The 15,354-nt window shown below is 68.1% G+C and carries 13 protein-coding genes, 1 other RNA gene and 1 pseudogene; 10 read left to right on the top strand and 5 right to left on the bottom strand.

Annotation, left to right across the window (positions count from 1 at the left end; translation table 11 throughout):
- Positions 1-65: 65 nt before the first annotated feature.
- Entirely contained in the window at positions 66-5,186 is a 5,121-nt protein-coding gene (locus tag RMO97_RS09655) for an alpha-2-macroglobulin (RefSeq protein WP_310540653.1), read from the bottom strand.
- Positions 5,187-5,451: 265 nt separating this feature from the next.
- On the opposite strand from RMO97_RS09655, the gene RMO97_RS09650 reads away from it, so the two are divergent.
- From RMO97_RS09650 to RMO97_RS09625, 6 genes and pseudogenes are all read left to right on the top strand, one after another.
- A complete protein-coding gene (locus tag RMO97_RS09650; RefSeq protein ID WP_310540652.1) occupies positions 5,452-5,625 on the top strand; it encodes a hypothetical protein in 174 nt (57 codons plus the stop codon).
- Positions 5,552-5,992, top strand: a pseudogene (locus RMO97_RS09645) (M2 family metallopeptidase). The gene RMO97_RS09650 and the pseudogene RMO97_RS09645 overlap by 74 nt, the downstream one beginning before the upstream one ends.
- A 111-nt stretch (positions 5,993-6,103) precedes the next feature.
- Complete coding sequence (locus RMO97_RS09640) at positions 6,104-7,750, top strand: pilus assembly protein TadG-related protein (protein WP_310540651.1); 1,647 nt, start codon at positions 6,104-6,106, stop codon at positions 7,748-7,750.
- A gap of 71 nt (positions 7,751-7,821) precedes the next feature.
- Positions 7,822-7,983, top strand: a non-coding RNA gene (gene ssrS / locus RMO97_RS09635) — 6S RNA.
- Between the two features lie 27 nt (positions 7,984-8,010).
- Positions 8,011-8,583: a 5-formyltetrahydrofolate cyclo-ligase gene (locus RMO97_RS09630; protein ID WP_310540649.1), complete on the top strand. Its 573-nt coding sequence runs from the start codon at positions 8,011-8,013 to the stop codon at positions 8,581-8,583.
- Between the two features lie 9 nt (positions 8,584-8,592).
- Complete coding sequence (locus RMO97_RS09625) at positions 8,593-9,432, top strand: TIGR00282 family metallophosphoesterase (protein WP_310540648.1); 840 nt, start codon at positions 8,593-8,595, stop codon at positions 9,430-9,432.
- Positions 9,433-9,435: 3 nt separating this feature from the next.
- Here RMO97_RS09625 and RMO97_RS09620 read toward each other — a convergent pair whose 3' ends face one another.
- Positions 9,436-11,169, bottom strand: coding sequence for an ATP-binding protein (locus RMO97_RS09620; protein WP_310540647.1), 1,734 nt, complete (start codon positions 11,167-11,169; stop codon positions 9,436-9,438).
- A 196-nt stretch (positions 11,170-11,365) separates the two neighbouring features.
- Positions 11,366-11,560, bottom strand: coding sequence for a 4-oxalocrotonate tautomerase family protein (locus RMO97_RS09615; protein WP_310540645.1), 195 nt, complete (start codon positions 11,558-11,560; stop codon positions 11,366-11,368).
- A 58-nt stretch (positions 11,561-11,618) separates the two neighbouring features.
- Here RMO97_RS09615 and RMO97_RS09610 point away from each other — a divergent pair, with 58 nt between their 5' ends.
- Together RMO97_RS09610 and RMO97_RS09605 are read left to right on the top strand one after the other, a co-directional pair.
- Entirely contained in the window at positions 11,619-11,972 is a 354-nt protein-coding gene (locus RMO97_RS09610) for a phage holin family protein (protein ID WP_310540643.1), read from the top strand.
- Positions 11,972-12,187 carry a hypothetical protein gene (locus RMO97_RS09605; protein WP_310540641.1) on the top strand — a complete coding sequence of 72 codons (216 nt, stop codon included), beginning with the start codon at positions 11,972-11,974 and terminating at the stop codon, positions 12,185-12,187. The genes RMO97_RS09610 and RMO97_RS09605 overlap by 1 nt, the downstream gene beginning before the upstream one ends.
- Before the next feature lie 66 nt (positions 12,188-12,253).
- On the opposite strand, the gene groL is transcribed toward RMO97_RS09605, so the two are convergent.
- Together groL and groES are read right to left on the bottom strand one after the other, a co-directional pair.
- Entirely contained in the window at positions 12,254-13,900 is a 1,647-nt protein-coding gene (gene groL, locus RMO97_RS09600; protein ID WP_310540640.1) for a chaperonin GroEL, read from the bottom strand.
- Between the two features lie 53 nt (positions 13,901-13,953).
- The gene (groES, locus tag RMO97_RS09595; protein WP_215338158.1) at positions 13,954-14,241 is read right to left on the bottom strand and encodes a co-chaperone GroES; all 288 of its coding nucleotides are present in this window, start codon (positions 14,239-14,241) and stop codon (positions 13,954-13,956) included.
- A 235-nt stretch (positions 14,242-14,476) separates the two neighbouring features.
- Between groES and RMO97_RS09590 the strand changes: the two genes are divergently transcribed.
- A complete protein-coding gene (locus tag RMO97_RS09590) occupies positions 14,477-14,899 on the top strand; it encodes a hypothetical protein (RefSeq protein WP_310540637.1) in 423 nt (140 codons plus the stop codon).
- A 56-nt stretch (positions 14,900-14,955) separates the two neighbouring features.
- A complete protein-coding gene (locus tag RMO97_RS09585; protein ID WP_310540636.1) occupies positions 14,956-15,330 on the top strand; it encodes a VOC family protein in 375 nt (124 codons plus the stop codon).
- Positions 15,331-15,354 lie beyond the last annotated feature (24 nt).

Genomic DNA, 15,354 nt, shown 5'->3' with positions numbered 1-15,354 from the left:
GACCGTCCTTCGGACGGCCACCCTCTCCCACAAGGGGAGAGGGTCTCCATCACTCATTTTCGTCACTACGGCCCCGGTGTGATCGTCGTTCGGTCCGCGGCCGTGCGGGCGTTGAGCGCCGGGCGGTACATGTCGTGGGCCTGGGCGCCGGGGAGCAGGAAGTCGCCGGCGGTCACCGCGCGGGCGACATAGGCGAAGGAGAAGCTCGCCTTGCCCGCCAGGTCGGTGGCGGCGACATAACGATCGTCGCGGCTTTCCTGGACGTCGGCGCCGGTCAGGGTTCCCAGGAACCGGAACGGTCCGTTCTGGGCGTCGTCGGGACCCAGCACCGTCTCGATCTCAAAGCCGGCCGGCAGCGGATCGTCGATCACCAGCGCCATGGAGCGCGCCTGGCTGGAGCGCCCGGAGACCACCACGATCACCCGGTCGCCCTGGCGCAGGGCCCGGGGATCGACCGCACCGCCGGTGAAGCCCACCAGCCGCTTGCTGAGCGTGATGCCGCTCTCGCTGGCCGGCGGGGCGGCGATGGGGGTCCCCGTCACCGTCACCGTCCGCCAGAGCGCATTGCCGCCGTTCGTGAAGCTGGCCGCCGACAGTTTGCCCACGGCCCAGCGCGGAGCCCCGCCCGCCGGACTGAGCGGGGTGGCGCCGGCGGCGGTGACCTTCATCGGTCCCGCCGCCTTCAGCATGAAGTGGGCGGCCTGCAGCAGGCGGGCCTGCTCCTGGGTGTTGAGGCTGTCAGGGTCCTTCACGGCGTTCTCGAGCCGGCCCTGAAGGCCGCGCGCCATGCCGCTTTCCCCGGCCTCGTAGGCCAGCGCGATGACGGCCGCCAGGTCCCGCAGCGGGCTCTGGTACCAGTCGCTCTCCTCACGATAGCCCAGGCTGCGGATCGCCTGGCGCAGGGCCGAGCGGGCCCGGGCGTGGTCACCCATCAGGGCGAGGCCCGCGCCCACCTGGGCCTTGGCCAGGGGCGAGCTTTCGCTCTTCATCTGCACGTCATGCCACCAGCGCAGGCGGCCCAGGTCGCCCCGTCCGCCCTTGGCCAGGACGTAGAGGGCGTAGGCCGAGGCGCGGCTGCGCATGCTGGCCGTGGCCTTCTTCGAGGCGTCGGGCGAGCCCGCCCACCACTCGGGATATTCCGTGCGGTAGGAGATCGAGACCCAGCCGGTGGGCTGGGAGATCTGGCGCATGGCCGACAGCGCCCGGTCGACGGCCTGTTGCGGCACGGGCACGCCCGCGCGCTGGGCCTCGATGAGGAAGTCGGTGGCGTAGGCGCCCAGCCAGGCGTCGGCCTCACCATCGCCCACCCGCCAGAGACCGAAGGCCCCGTCGAGGGTCTGGCGGTCCAACAGGCGTCCCACGGCGCCGGCCAGGGCGGCCGAGGAGCGCTTCACCTTCGGGTCGCTGCTGATCTCCTGGGCGTAGAGCAGGGGATAGGCCGCCGAGATGGTCTGTTCGGTGCAGCCATAAGGATAGCGTGACAGGGCGACCGCGATCGGCCCGGGGTCGAAGCCCCGGAACGGCGAGTAGCTGACCTGCATCGTGGCGTCCCCCGCCGCCAGGCCCGCGAGCAGGTTCGCCGTCGGGGTGTAGCTGGTCCCAGGGCGTTGCAACTCGATGGTGGTGCGGGTGACCGGGCTCCAGCCCAGGCGGGTCTGGATCGGATAGTCTCGCACCGTCGTGAACCCAGGGCCTGAGACCGTGAACCCGACCTTGCCGATGCCGGCGCGGGTGGGGGCGTCGAAGGCTATCCGCTCGGCGACCCGCTGGTTGAGGGCCAGCTGATAGGCCTTCTTGAAGGGCGCCAGTATCCCGCCCGACGAGGTGAGCTGGGCGACATAGGCGCCGACCCTGCCCTCCAGATTGTGCAGTTCCAGGGTGGCGAAGGCCTTGTCCCCGGGCGCCAGGAAGCGCGGCAGCGACAGTTCGGTCACCACAGGCTCGCGCACGGTGAGCGGCTTGGAGGCCGAGCCCACGGCGGTGTCGGTCCAGGCCACGGCCATCAATCGCAGTTCGCCGTTGAAGTCCGGGGCGGGGAACTTGATCACCGCCTTGCCGTCCAGGCCCGTCTCCACCACGCCCGACCACAGGGCCACGGTCTTGATGGGGGTGACGGTCAGGCCCTCGCCGCCGATCTCATCGCCGCCGAAGCTGACATTGGCCGGCGCGCCCAGGTTGGGGTCGAGCATGCGGCCGTAGTCGTCGCGGTAGCCGAGGGTCAGGGCCTTCTTGCCGAAGTACCACTTCACCGGATCGGGACTGTCGAACTTGGTCAGGCGCAGGATGCCCTCGTCGACGGCCGCCAGGGTCACGTGCGCCCGGCCGCCGAGGCCGGCGCCCTTGATGGTGATGGGCACGCTAAACAGGGCCTTGGAGTCCACCTTGGCCGGGGTGTTCAGCTCGACGCTGAGCTTGCGGCTCTTCGGGTCGAGGGGCACGTAGACCAGGCCGAGCGCGCGGCGCGGCTTGGGCGCGGCCACCGGATCGCGCGGCTGAACCACGCTCACCAGGACATAGGCCCCGCCGCCCCAGGCGCCGTTGGTCTTCAGGCGCACGGTGGCGCCCTCCTTGCCGACGGTGACGGTCTTGAAGTCGATCAGCCGGTCGGTGGCCACCGCGATCTGGGCCTCCCCGGCATAGGGGGGCTTCAGGGTGATCTCGACGGTGTCGCCCTGGGCGTAGGCCTGGGCCCCGGCGCTGACGCGCACAAAGTCGGGGGCCTCGACGTCCTTGGCCGGCGCCCCCCAGCCCGAGGCGAAGCGGATGACGCTTTTCGCGCCGCCCGGCCCGGTGAGCTCAAGGCGATAGTCGCCCCAGCCGAGACGGCGTGCGATGCGGGCGGGCGCTCCGGACCCGACGTTCAGCGCGCCCTTTTGCACCACAACGTCGCGGCTGGTCCGGCGCCACTGCCAGCGTCCGTCCTGCTGGTACCAGTCATAGTCCCAGTTCTCGGCGATCAGGCTGTAGGCCACGCCGTTGGCCGAGGTCCGCCTGCCCAAGGCGTCGGCGGCGATGACGTTGAGCGCGATGGTGGGATCGCCACTGCCGCCTGAGTCACCCTGGTCGACCTTGACCCCCAGATAGAGGGCCTTGTTGCGGACCTTGAGGTTCAGGCCCTCGCGCACCGGCCGGCCGCCGGGCTCGAAGACGCTGGCGGTCATGACGGCCGACAGGGGCTGGGGGGTGTCGCCGGCCTCGGCGGCCGACAGCTTCAGGGTGGCCCGGCCCTCGCCGTCGGTGACGGTCTGGCCGAGGTCGAGATACTTCTCCTCGAAGGGGCTGACCTGGTCACCCCACGAATAGCCCTCGAACTGCGGGAAGGGGTTGGCGTCAACCTTCAGCCGCGCCTCGCCCTGCACCTGCAGGCCCGCGCCGGCCGCGCCGTAGAGGAAGCGGGCGTTGATATCGACATTGCGGATCTCTGCTGCTTTCAGCGGCACGGACTCCTGGCCGACCGCGGTCACGGCCAGCCGCTGCGGCGCGAAGTCCTCGACCGAGAAGCTCAAGGTCCCCGCGGGCTGCTCCAGGCCGTCGATCTCGACCTTGGCGGTCCAGCGGCCGCGCGGCGCGCTCTTGGGCAGCACCACGTCGGCGCCGACGGAACCCGTCGGGGCGCGGTCGAAGGCGTAGCGCTTGAACTCCACGCCGGACGGACGGCGCACGACGATGGCGCCCTTGCGGTCCTTCACCGCCTTGACTTCACGGTCGCGGAGCAGGGCGTTCAGGTGGACCGTCTCGCCGGGGCGATAGATGCCGCGGTCGCCATAGATATAGGCGTCGACGGCGGTGGAGACCGAGCGGCCGGCCACGCCGCCATCCGGGCTCTCGGTGGTGCGGCCGCCGATGCCCTGCTTCGACAGGTCGACAGGCGCGCGGTCGAGGTCCAGCACGGCGAGGTCGCCGGCCGGTCCATAGGCCATGACCATCTTGGCGTCGGCGGGGCCCTCTCCCTCCAGCAGGGCGTGATCGAAGCGTACCCGGCCCGAGGCGTCGGCGTTGGCCACGGCCAGGTCCTCGCCGTTGCGGGCCACCAGGGTGACCTTCACGCCCGGCAGGGTCTTGGCGGTCTTCAGCGAGCGGACCACGACGTCGAGGGCTTCGGAGCCGTCATAGGCCGACAGCGCCATGTCGGTGAACATCACCCAGCGCCTGGCCTGGGCCGGCGGATTGGGGTCGAGGGTCTCGCCGTCGTCGCCCTTGATGGCGCGGCCGCCGGAGGCGTCGCGGGCCTTGATGACGTAGCCGCCCGGCTTCATGTCCTTGAGCACGGCGCCCAGGGGGAAGACGGTGGTGGTGCGGTCGCCGGCGTTCTGGGCGTTGACCGCCACCTCGCCCTTCCAGACGATCCGGCCCTCGTCGTCGGGGCTGTCGGAGCCGTAGTCGTCGGAATACTGGCCCTCGGGCGTGGGATCCGGCGCGCTGATCGACTTGCGGACCAGGTTGCGGTCCACCACGCGCCAGACCTCTACATAGAGGCGTGACACGTTCACGGTCTCGATGCCGACGCCGTCGGCGTCCTCGCGCGGCAGGATCACGCCTTCGCCAGCGAAGCCGACATAGGGGGGCTTCTCGCCGAAGGTGAAGTCGACGTCGGCGTTGGCGGCGAGCAGTTCGCCGCCCCGGGCGGGCAGGCCCTTCAGCAGGGTCACGCGGCGGTCGGTGAAGCCGACGCCGGCGACGCAGAGCTCGGAGCCTTTCACCGAGACGGCGGGGCTGGCCCCCATGTCGGGCGCCACCAGCACGTAGTCGGCATAGGACTTGGCGGGGTCGAGGGGCCTCGTCAACTCGACGCAGGCCAGGGGTTCAGGCTTGGAGGTGTCGATGCGCGAGCGCCAGACGGCGAAGCCTTCGGGCTTGGGGACACCGCGGCGGGGCGCGTTGGCGTTGCGGGGCTTGCCGAACAGAGACCAGCCCTGGGCGCCCGGCTCCAGCTTGGCGGCGGGGCCGGACTTGCCGGCGCCGAACAGGGACAAGCCGTCCATGCCCTTGGCGGCGATGAAGCCGCCGCCGAACGCCGCCACCAACAGGCCGGCGGCCAACAGGCCGGGCACGCGGCTGGAACGCGCGCCATCGGTCCACGCCCGCAGGCGGCCACCAAGGGTCGAGGCGGGGCGCCGCGGGGTGGGATCGGGCCGGGGCATGGGCTCAGGCGCGCCCTCGGTCGGCGTCTCGTCGCTCGGAGCCATCGCCCCCTCCCCGGATGACCACTGTCGTGGCCAGAGGGGAGGGCAAAGCTTAGCCAAGGTCAATTGGCGTGCCCTGTCGTGGAGGATTTGCGGGCTGATTTTCCGGCGCGGACCCGTTGTATTCCGCTGTTGCATCTACGGTCGCCCGGCCGGACACGAAGATGTTGCGCGCTGCAGTGCGTGAAGCGCGCAACCGCTTGACACAAAGGTGCGTTGGAGTCGTCATCAAGCATTCTTGCTGCAACGCAACAACGCGAGGCCGCCCATGACAGACCAACCGTTCGCCTACTCGCTGGCCCATGCCGAGCTTGGCTGGTCGTGGTCGGTCTATGACCTGGACGGCGAGACCGTCGCCACCGGCCTGGATCGCAGCCAGTCCGACGCCCAGGCCGCCGTGGAGGACACCATCCGCCGGGCCGCCTCGGAGATGCGCGTCTAGCGCGTGTCTGGCGGCCAACGCGGTCGCCCTGCTGGCCTTTGACCCGGCCGCCAAGTACCACATCGCCGCCAGTGTGCCCTACAGGCGCTACGTCCTGGCCTTCAACTACGAGTTCCAATTCTAGCGGGCTGCCTGCCAGCAGACGGGCTGGAAGGGGCCGCTGCACCGCTGCTCTCTCTACGGCCGCAAGGATGTGGGCGAAAAGCTGAACGCCATGCTGGAGCTGGGAAATTCACAACCCTGGCAGGAGACCCTCAAGGTCTATTCGGGCGAGACGCGCACCGACAGCAGCGCCATCACCGAGTATTTCAAGCCTCTGAACGGCTGGTTGACCAAGCAGAACAAGGGCGAGCGCTGCGGCTGGTGAGCGGGGCGCCGCAGGGGATTTCCTTGCGGCGCCGTTTACCCTGTGGGGCGCCTCTTTCGTTTACGCTGATCTGCGAAACTTCCCCGATATTCCTGAGATCGGGGGCGTGGCGTGCGCGCGAAACTGGACCAAGACAAGACTCGAGCGATGGACTGGCGCGTGCGGCTGCTGCGGCGCTGCGTGGCCGGCGCCCGGGACGAGAACGGCGCCGCGGCGGTGTTCTTCGCGGTCTCCCTGATCCTGCTCGCCCCGTTGATGCTGGGCATGTTTGACATCTACCTGGCCTCGACCCAGCGCAATAATCTGCAGGACGCCCTGGACGCCGCGGCCCTGTTCGCCGCGCGCTCCACGGGCACGACCACCGGCGCGGTGGACGCGGTGGGCGACGCCGCCCTCACCGCCAACCTGGTCCTGCCGGCCGGCGCCACACTGGTGGCCTCGAACTTCACCCTCGTGGGGGACAAGGTGGTGGGTTACGCCGAGGTGACGCCTCCCGCCCTGGCGCCCGGCGTCTGGAATCACACCAACGTCAAGGCCAACGCCGAGGTCGTGCGCTCCCTCGACCGGATCGAGATCGCCCTGGTGCTCGACAATACGGGCTCCATGCAGGGCACGAAGCTCGCCACCCTGAAGGACGCCGCCGCGGCCCTGGTGGACAAGCTGGTGGAGGCCTCGGCGCGCAGCGTTCAGACCGACCCGCTGAAGATCGCCCTGGTGCCGTTCTCCACCACGGTCCGCGTGCAGGCGACGACCAGCCTGACCAGCTACAACGTCACGACCCGCACGGGTCCCGGCATCCCCACCTGGCTCGACCCGCTGGCCTCCGCGCACTGGTCGGGGTCCACCAATAACGACATCTTCGAGGTGAGCTCTGGCTCCACCAGCAAGACCGACCGCTTCGCGATGATGAAGAACATTGGTCAGTCCTGGGGCGGCTGCGTCGAGCAGCGCCGGCAACCTTATGACATCCGGGAGGACGCCGCGAGTTCGGCGACCCCGGCCTCGATGTTCATTCCATATTTCTGGCCCGACGAGCCCGACAGCAATCACTACAACAACTACATGAACGATGGTGGCGCCTCAGGTCTGACCGCCCGGCAGAAGCAGCGCCGGACCGCCAAGTACGCCGGCGGCAGCATGGCGCGCTCGGGGGCCTTCAGCCTCGATGGCTCGGCCTACGGCGCCTATTCCCTGGGCCCCAACGCCGGTTGTACCCTGCAGCCGGTCATCCCCCTGACCACCAGCAGCGCCTCCATCAAGACCGGCATCACCAATATGACCGCGGTGGGGGAAACCAACATTCCCCTGGGTCTGGTCTGGGGTTGGCACGCGGTGGCGCCTTCCGGACCGCTTACCGGCGGCTCGCCCTACGGCACCGCCCACGTCCGCAAGATCATCATCCTGATGACCGACGGCAATAACACCATGAACAATCCCTCCAGGAGCGGGGAATCGAACGGCTCATTCTATGGCGGCCTGGGCTACATCTGGCAGAATATGCTGGGCACCACCTCGTCGGACGGCGCCGTGCGCGCCGACGCCATCGACACCCGGCTGGCGCTGCTTTGTACAGCCGTGAAGGCCCGGGACATCGTGGTCTATACGGTGCGAGTTGAGGTCACCAGCGGCTCCTCGTCCCTGTTGCAGAACTGCGCCTCGACGCCGGACAAGTTCTACGACGTGCAGGATGTCGATGATCTGCAGGCCGCCTTCGACGCCATCGCCGGCTCCATCGACAACCTGCGGCTGGCGAAATAACCGCACCTGTCGCCGGATCACGCGGCGGCGCTTGAGAAGTCGGCCCCGGGGGCCTATCTTGGTCCTCGGCGGGTCTGCTGCGGATCTCGTCGAAGGCAACAAATCCCAGAGACCTTAATTCTCTCTACGGGAGCTGTCCCTGTCCGGGCTCGTGGGCCCGGGCATATGGCACCCACCTGGTATACCAGGTCCGAGGGGGTTTTAACCGTCCTTCACGGCTCTCGCGGCGCCGCCACCCTTTCCCTCCCTAGGGTGAGACCTTGTCCCCGACCTCCAAGACCGAGCAGCGGGCGCGCCTGCGCGTCCTGCGCAAAGCCCTGGCCATCGCGGCCCCGGATGCGGCCGAGCGGGCCGCGGCCCTGCTGCCTCTGGAATGTCTGCCAGCCTTCGCGGCCTTTGGCGGCTATCATGCCTTGGGGTCGGAGCTGGACCCTAGCCCGCTGATCCGCAGGCTGGCGGCGACCGGCGCCATGTTGACCCTGCCGGTGGCCCTGTCCCGCGACGCCCCCCTGGTGTTCCGAGCCTGGGATTCCCGCGACACCCTGGTTCCTGACGCCGTGGGGGTGCCGGCGCCGCCGCCCTCCGCCCCTGGATTGCATCCCGACCTGGTGATCGCTCCCCTGCTGGCCTTCGACCGCAACGGCGGCCGCCTGGGTCAGGGCGGCGGTCACTACGACCGGACCCTGGAGAGCCTTCGGTCGACCCGGCCGGTCTTCGTCCTGGGCCTGGCCTATGCCGGCCAGGAGGTCGAACCGATGGAACTTGATCCTCACGACCAGAGGCTGGACGCCATCCTCACGGAAACGGGCTATAGGGAAGTCCAGAACACCTAAGGACTTTCAATGCGTTTTGCTTTCTTCGGGGATGTGGTGGGCCGCGCCGGCCGCGACGGGATCGCCGACCATCTGCCCGCCCTGCGCCGCAGGCTGGCCCTGGATTTCGTCATCATCAACGCCGAAAACGCCGCGGCGGGTTTCGGCATCACCGAGAACACCGCCCGCGAACTGTTCGACGCCGGGGCTGATTGTCTGACCCTGGGCAACCACTCCTTCGACCAGAAGGAGGCGCTCACCTATATCGTGCGCGAACCGCGCCTGATCCGGCCGGTGAACTATCCGCTGTTCGCCGACACGCCAGGCCGCGGCTCGCAGATGTTCGAGACCGACAAGGGTCAGCGCATCCTGGTGATCAACGTCCTGGGCCGCGTCCACATGGACAGCCTGGACGACCCCTTCGCCGCCGTGGACCGCGAGCTCGAGGCCTGCCCGCTGGGGATGGCCGTGGACGCCATCGTGGTGGACATGCACGCCGAGATCACCAGCGAGAAGATGGCCATGGGCCACTTCTGCGACGGCCGCGCCAGCCTGGTGGTGGGCACCCACACCCACGTCCCCACGGCCGACTGCCAGATTCTCAACGGTGGCACCGCCTACCAGACCGACGCCGGCGCCTGCGCCGACTATGACAGTGTGATCGGCAATCAGAAGGAAGAACCCCTGCGGCGCTTCACCACCCGTATCTCCGGCGGTCGCTACAAGCCGGCCGAAGGTCCGGCCACAGTCTGCGGGGTCTATGTGGAGACCGACGACGCCACGGGCCTGGCCCGCCGGGTCGAGCCCATCCGCATTGGTGGGCGGCTGTCGGAAACCGTGCCTGTTTCGGACGCGGTGGCCGCGGAGTAGAGGCTAGGCGACTTCCGTCTCGGCGCCTTCGGCCCGCGCCTCGCAGGCGTCGAGGATGGCGGCGATCAGGGCCATGGGTTGGATCGGCTTGGGCTGCACGTGGTCGAAGCCGTGGGCCATCAGCTTCTGGTCCTCACCCGGCATGGCGTCGGCGGTGAGCGCGATCACCGGCTGCCGGGCGTCACCGGTTTCGCCCGCGCGGATGCGGCGCAGGGCCTCGATGCCGTCCATGCGCGGCATATGCACATCCATCAGCACCAGGTCGAAGGCCTTCTCCCGCAGCATCTCCAAGGCCTCGACCCCATCGTTGGCGGTCTCGAGACGCGCGCCGACCGCCTCCAGGACGGCGCGGACCACGGCCTGGTTGATCGGGTTGTCCTCGGCCACCAGCAGGGTAAGGCCCGAAAGGCCGCCGCTCGCCGCCTCGGGCTCGGCCAGATCGACCGCGTCGGCGCGGGGCAGTTCCAGGGTGACACGGAACACCGAGCCGCGGCCGGGTTCGCTCTCCACCTTGATTTCGCCGCCCATCAGGTCGGTGAGTTGACGGCAGATGGCCAGGCCCAGGCCGGTGCCGCCGAACTTGCGCGTCGTGGCCGCGTCGGCCTGGGCGAAGGCGTGGAAGAGCCTGGCCTGTTGCTCAGGCGTGATGCCGATGCCGGTGTCGGAAACCGCGATCTCGAAGCAGGCGGACTCTTCGCCACGGGCGATCACCGGCCGGACTGACAGGCGCACCTCGCCGGAGTCCGTAAACTTCAAGGCGTTGGACACCAGGTTCAGCATGATCTGGCGGATGCGGTTGGGGTCGCCGGCCAGCCAGCGGGGCGCGCCGGGCGCCAGCTGGTAGCTGAGCTCAACGCCCTTAGCGCTGGCGGTCTCCCGCCACAGGTCGATCACCCGGGCGCCGACCTCGGTGAGGTCGAAGACGATTTCCTCCAGCTCCAGCTTGCCGGCTTCGATCTTCGAGACGTCGAGAATGTCGTTGAGGATGGCCATCAATCCATCGCCCGAGCGGATCAGCATCTCCACCTGGGCGCCCTGGCGCTCGTCCAGACGGGTCTGTTTCAGGGCGTGGGCCATGCCCAGGACCCCGTTCATCGGGGTCCGCAGCTCGTGGCTCATCATGGCCAGGAAGGCGGACTTGGCCTGGCTGGCTTCTATGGCCGTGGCCTGGGCGTCCTCCAAGGCCTGAGCGCTGCGCATGTTCACCACGGCGCTGTTGAAGACGTAGAGCACCGCCAGGCTGAGACTAATCGCAAGGGTCAGAAGGGGCGGGCCGCTGAAGCCGCCATCCAGGATCAGCAGGCCGATGAGCAGGGCGGCGGGGATGCCGGCCAGCACGCCAAGCGCGAGCTTGGAGCGGAAGGCGAAACACTGGCCATGGATCATCTGGCTCGCGGAGATGGCGATGCAGGTGAACTGCAGGGCCTGGGACCCTGTCCGCCAGTACATCCACGCCGCGCTGGACCATAACAGGCTGACCGCGGCCATGACGACGACATAGAGCAGTCGTTTGACTGTGGAATTGGCCCGGCCGGCGGCGGGGCCGCGGGTGATCCACCAGGTGAAGGCTTCGCCCGCCGTCACGGCGCAGAGCCAGATCGCGGCGATCACGGGCCCGAAATTGAGGCCGAGCAGCAGGCCGCTGACGAAGGTCAGGGCGAGTCGGATTCCCAGGGTCGCGCGGGACTCCGCGGCGACGATGTCGAGCTGGTCGTTGAGCAGGCCGCGCATCGTCATAGTACCAGTCGGCCCCCCTTTCCGGCGCGTGTGGGGTTCCCCCCCCCGTCAACCTAGGCCGGCAAACGTGAAATCTTCGTTTTTGGCGCTGGAGACGAAAATCTTCCTGGCGAGGTGGCGCGAACCTGGCCGTAGGGGTCTGCGGCCAGGTTTTCGGGATGGCTCAGCGGCCCCCGCCGCCGCGGGCGGCTGAAACTCAGGCCTTGTCCCGCGCCGCGATGCTTTGGCCGCCCACGTCCCAATGCTCGCGTTCCACCTCGCCGATCACCACGAAGGTGGTCTGCGGGTTCTTGTTCAGCACCTTGACCAGCAGCTCGGTGGCGCCGGCGATCAGCTCTTCCTTCTGGGCCTGGGTGGCGCCAGGCGTGATGCGGATATTGACGTAGGGCATGGAGCCTTCCTGGATGCTGTGGCTTAAGTCGCCTCGTCCTTAAGGCCGGAGTTCACCGATGTCCCGCTTCCTCGCCCGCGTGCTGATCGCAGCCCTGGGTCTCTGGCTCGCCGCCGTGGTCCTGGCCGGCGTCTCCTATTCCGGCTGGCTGGATCTGCTGCTCGCCGCCCTGCTGCTGGGGCTGGTCAACGCCATCGTCAGGCCGATCGTCTTCCTGCTGACCCTGCCGCTCACCATCCTGACGCTCGGCCTGTTCCTGCTGGTGGTGAACGCCGCCATGATCGGGCTCGTGGCCCTGCTGCTGCCGGGCTTCACGATCTCGGGCCTGATCCCGGGTATCCTCGCCTCGATCATCGTGGGTGTGGTCAGCTGGATCGGCGGTGTCGTGCTGGGCGACGGAAAGGCTGACTGATGGCCACCTTCCTGATCCGTCACAAGGGCGAGCTGGGGGTCGAGTGGGCCTTCATCAAGGCCAAGTCGCCGGGCGCCCTGACAAACGCCTTCCGTGACATCGAGGTCATCGAGCCGTGGCCGGAATGGGCGACCCCTCAGATGGTCAAGGATGTCGGCGTCTACGAGATCAAGGGCGAGCTGAGCCCGCTGCTCGAAAAGCTCAAACGCCCGTAGCGCGCACGAAAAAGGGCGGAGCCTCGCGGCCCCGCCCTCAATCTTAAACGCGGTAGGAGCTTGGACTTAGAAGTCCATGCCGCCCATGCCGCCCATGCCGCCACCCATGTCGGGGCCGCCTTGGCCGCCCTTCTTGGGCGCCTCGACGATCGCGGCTTCGGTGGTGATCATCAGGCCGGCGACCGAGGCCGCGTCCTGCAGGGCGGTGCGGACCACCTTGGCCGGGTCGATGACGCCGCCCGCGACCATGTCCACATACTCTTCGGTCTGGGCGTTGAAGCCGAAGGTCGCGGAGCTGTTTTCCATGACCTTGCCGACCACGATCGAGCCTTCGACGCCGGCGTTCTCGGCGATCTGGCGGATCGGGGCCTGCAGGGCGCGGCGCACGATGGCGACGCCGGCTTCCTGGTCAGCGTTGTCACCCTTGAAGCCGTCCAGAGCCTTGGAGGCCTTCAGCAGGGCGACGCCGCCGCCGGGGACGATGCCTTCTTCCACGGCCGCGCGGGTCGCGTTGAGGGCGTCGTCGACGCGGTCCTTCTTTTCCTTCACTTCGACTTCGGTCGAACCGCCGACGCGGATGACCGCGACGCCGCCGGCCAGCTTGGCCAGACGTTCCTGCAGCTTTTCCTTGTCGTAGTCAGACGTGGTGTCTTCGATCTGGCGCTTGATCTGGCCGATGCGGCCTTCGATCGCGTCCTTGGCGCCGATGCCGTCGACGATGGTGGTGTCGTCCTTGGTGATGGAGACCTTCTTGGCCTTGCCCAGCATTTCCAGGCCGACGTTTTCGAGCTTGATGCCCAGGTCTTCGCTGATCAGCTCACCGCCGGTCAGGATGGCGATGTCTTCCAGCATGGCCTTGCGGCGATCGCCGAAGCCCGGCGCCTTGACGGCGGCGACGCGGAGACCGCCGCGCAGCTTGTTCACCACCAGGGTGGCCAGGGCTTCGCCCTCGACGTCCTCGGCGATGATCAGCAAGGGACGACCCGACTGGACCACGGCTTCCAGGACCGGAAGCAGGGGCTGCAGCGAGGTCAGCTTCTTTTCGTAGAGCAGGATCAGAGGCTCTTCGAGTTCGACCTCCATCTTGTCGGCGTTGGTGATGAAGTAGGGCGACAGGTAGCCGCGGTCGAACTGCATGCCTTCGACGACGTCGAGTTCGGTCTCGGCGGTCTTGGCTTCTTCAACCGTGATGACGCCTTCGTTGCCGACCTTGGCCATGGCCTTGGCGATCATCTCGCCGACTTCGGTGTCGCCGTTGGCGGAGATGGTGCCGACCTGGGCGATCTCGGCGTTGGTGGTGACCTTCTTGGCCGAAGCCTTGATCTCGGCCAGCACCTTGGTGACGGCCTTGTCGACGCCGCGCTTCAGGTCCATCGGGTTCATGCCGGCGGCGACCGACTTCAGGCCCTCGACGACGATGGCCTGGGCCAGGACGGTGGCGGTGGTGGTGCCGTCGCCGGCCTTGTCGTTGGTCTTGGAGGCGACTTCGCGGATCATCTGCGCGCCGAGGTTCTCGAAGCGGTCAGCCAGTTCGATTTCCTTGGCGACCGAGACGCCGTCCTTGGTGGAGCGCGGGGCGCCGAAGGACTTTTCGATCACCACGTTGCGGCCCTTGGGACCCAGGGTCACCTTCACGGCGTTGGCGAGGACATTGACGCCGCGCAGCATGCGGTCACGCGCGTCGGAGGAGAAATAGACGTCTTTAGCGGCCATTTTTGTTCAGCTCTTTCAGAGTGTTATGGAAGGGTGGAGAGCGGAGGAGGTGGTTATTCAACCACGCCCAGGACGTCGCTTTCCTTCATGATCAGGAGGTCCTGATCGTCGATCTTCACTTCGGTGCCCGACCACTTGCCGAACAGGATCTTGTCGCCCGGCTTCACGTCCAGGGGTTGGATCTTGCCGCTGTCATCACGGGCGCCAGGGCCGACGGCGACGACTTCGCCTTCCTGCGGCTTTTCCTTGGCGGTGTCGGGGATGATGATCCCGCCCTTGGTCTTTTCAACTTCTTCGACGCGCTTGATCAGCACGCGGTCTCCCAGGGGACGAAACGCCATGTCTTTTTCTCTCCGTTCGAAACGGTTGAATGGATTGCGTCGCACAGGGGGCCGACCGTTAGCAGCCGTGGCCCCTGAGTGCTAACGACGGGCGGGAGGTAGGGTCCCAAGGCTCCGGAGTCAAGCTTGGCTGGAGACGAAAGGACCCCGAGGGCGAATCCGCTTGGCCCCCCGGGGAGCGCCCCGGTAAGGGTTCTTGCGAGGGAAGAAACCTACAAGTCCCAGGAGAATATCCATGCGTCGCCTTATCGCGCTCGCCGCCCTGTCCGTCGCGGCCGTGGCGTCCGCCGCTAGCGCCGAGACCTGGACATCCTACACCACGCCCACCGACAAGGGCCTGCAATGGTCCTACGACGCCGACTATTCCTATCGTGACGCAGCCACCGGCAAGGTCGTCGTGCTGCAGGCCATCGGCAAGGCCGGCGCGACCCCGCGCATGGGACCCGGCGCGCCGGGCGCCGCCGATGGCGTCGGCAGCGTTGTCGCCGTCGATTGCAAGGCCAATACGCTGGTCACGGTCGGCTCCTATGCCCCGTCCAAGCCCCTGGTGCTCTCCGAGACCTGGCGCGACGCCACGCCTAAGAAGGCCGACGGCGCCGATAACAAGGCCCTGATCGCGGCGGTCTGCGCAGGCGCCGACAAGCTGCCCTCCAAGTAGGGATTGCCAAGCCGGCAGGGCGTCCTAGCCTCGGGTCAAACCCAGGAGGGACGCCGATGCTGGACCATGTGAGCCTGAAGGTCGCCGATCACACCGCCGCCCAGGCCTTCTACGACAAGGCGCTCGCGCCGCTCGGCCTGATCCGGCTGGTCTCCATGGAGGACGCCTCGGGCTATGGCGCGGGCCGCCCGTTCTTCTGGATCGGCCAGGGGGGCAAGGCGGGCGACTGCCATGTCGCCTTCACCGCGCCCGACCAAGCCACGGTGGACGCCTTTTTCGCCGCGGCCCTGGCGGCGGGCGGCCGTGACAACGGTTCGCCCGGCCTGCGCGAGCACTATCACCCCACCTATTACGGCGCCTTCGTCCTCGACCCGGACGGGCACAACATCGAGGCCGTCTGCCACGGTGCGGGGCCGGCGCGCCCGGCCTGACGCTGTAAATTGAAACGCTTGTTT

This window comes from Phenylobacterium sp., assembly GCF_031425575.1.
GTDB lineage: Bacteria > Pseudomonadota > Alphaproteobacteria > Caulobacterales > Caulobacteraceae > Phenylobacterium.
Note: the sequence above shows the minus strand (reverse complement) of the source record. Positions and strands in the feature narration are given on the sequence as shown.

What these genes read in the sequence shown, in the direction of transcription:
- RMO97_RS09585 (WP_310540636.1), top strand. Translation starts at nt 14,956, where the DNA reads ATGCTGGACCATGTGAGCCTGAAGGTCGCCGATCACACCGCCGCCCAG.
- RMO97_RS09610 (WP_310540643.1), top strand. Translation starts at nt 11,619, where the DNA reads ATGTCCCGCTTCCTCGCCCGCGTGCTGATCGCAGCCCTGGGTCTCTGG.
- groL (WP_310540640.1), bottom strand. Translation starts at nt 13,900, where the DNA reads ATGGCCGCTAAAGACGTCTATTTCTCCTCCGACGCGCGTGACCGCATG.
- RMO97_RS09590 (WP_310540637.1), top strand. Translation starts at nt 14,477, where the DNA reads ATGCGTCGCCTTATCGCGCTCGCCGCCCTGTCCGTCGCGGCCGTGGCG.
- RMO97_RS09605 (WP_310540641.1), top strand. Translation starts at nt 11,972, where the DNA reads ATGGCCACCTTCCTGATCCGTCACAAGGGCGAGCTGGGGGTCGAGTGG.
- RMO97_RS09650 (WP_310540652.1), top strand. Translation starts at nt 5,452, where the DNA reads ATGACAGACCAACCGTTCGCCTACTCGCTGGCCCATGCCGAGCTTGGC.
- RMO97_RS09655 (WP_310540653.1), bottom strand. Translation starts at nt 5,186, where the DNA reads ATGGCTCCGAGCGACGAGACGCCGACCGAGGGCGCGCCTGAGCCCATG.
- RMO97_RS09625 (WP_310540648.1), top strand. Translation starts at nt 8,593, where the DNA reads ATGCGTTTTGCTTTCTTCGGGGATGTGGTGGGCCGCGCCGGCCGCGAC.
- RMO97_RS09620 (WP_310540647.1), bottom strand. Translation starts at nt 11,169, where the DNA reads ATGACGATGCGCGGCCTGCTCAACGACCAGCTCGACATCGTCGCCGCG.
- groES (WP_215338158.1), bottom strand. Translation starts at nt 14,241, where the DNA reads ATGGCGTTTCGTCCCCTGGGAGACCGCGTGCTGATCAAGCGCGTCGAA.
- RMO97_RS09615 (WP_310540645.1), bottom strand. Translation starts at nt 11,560, where the DNA reads ATGCCCTACGTCAATATCCGCATCACGCCTGGCGCCACCCAGGCCCAG.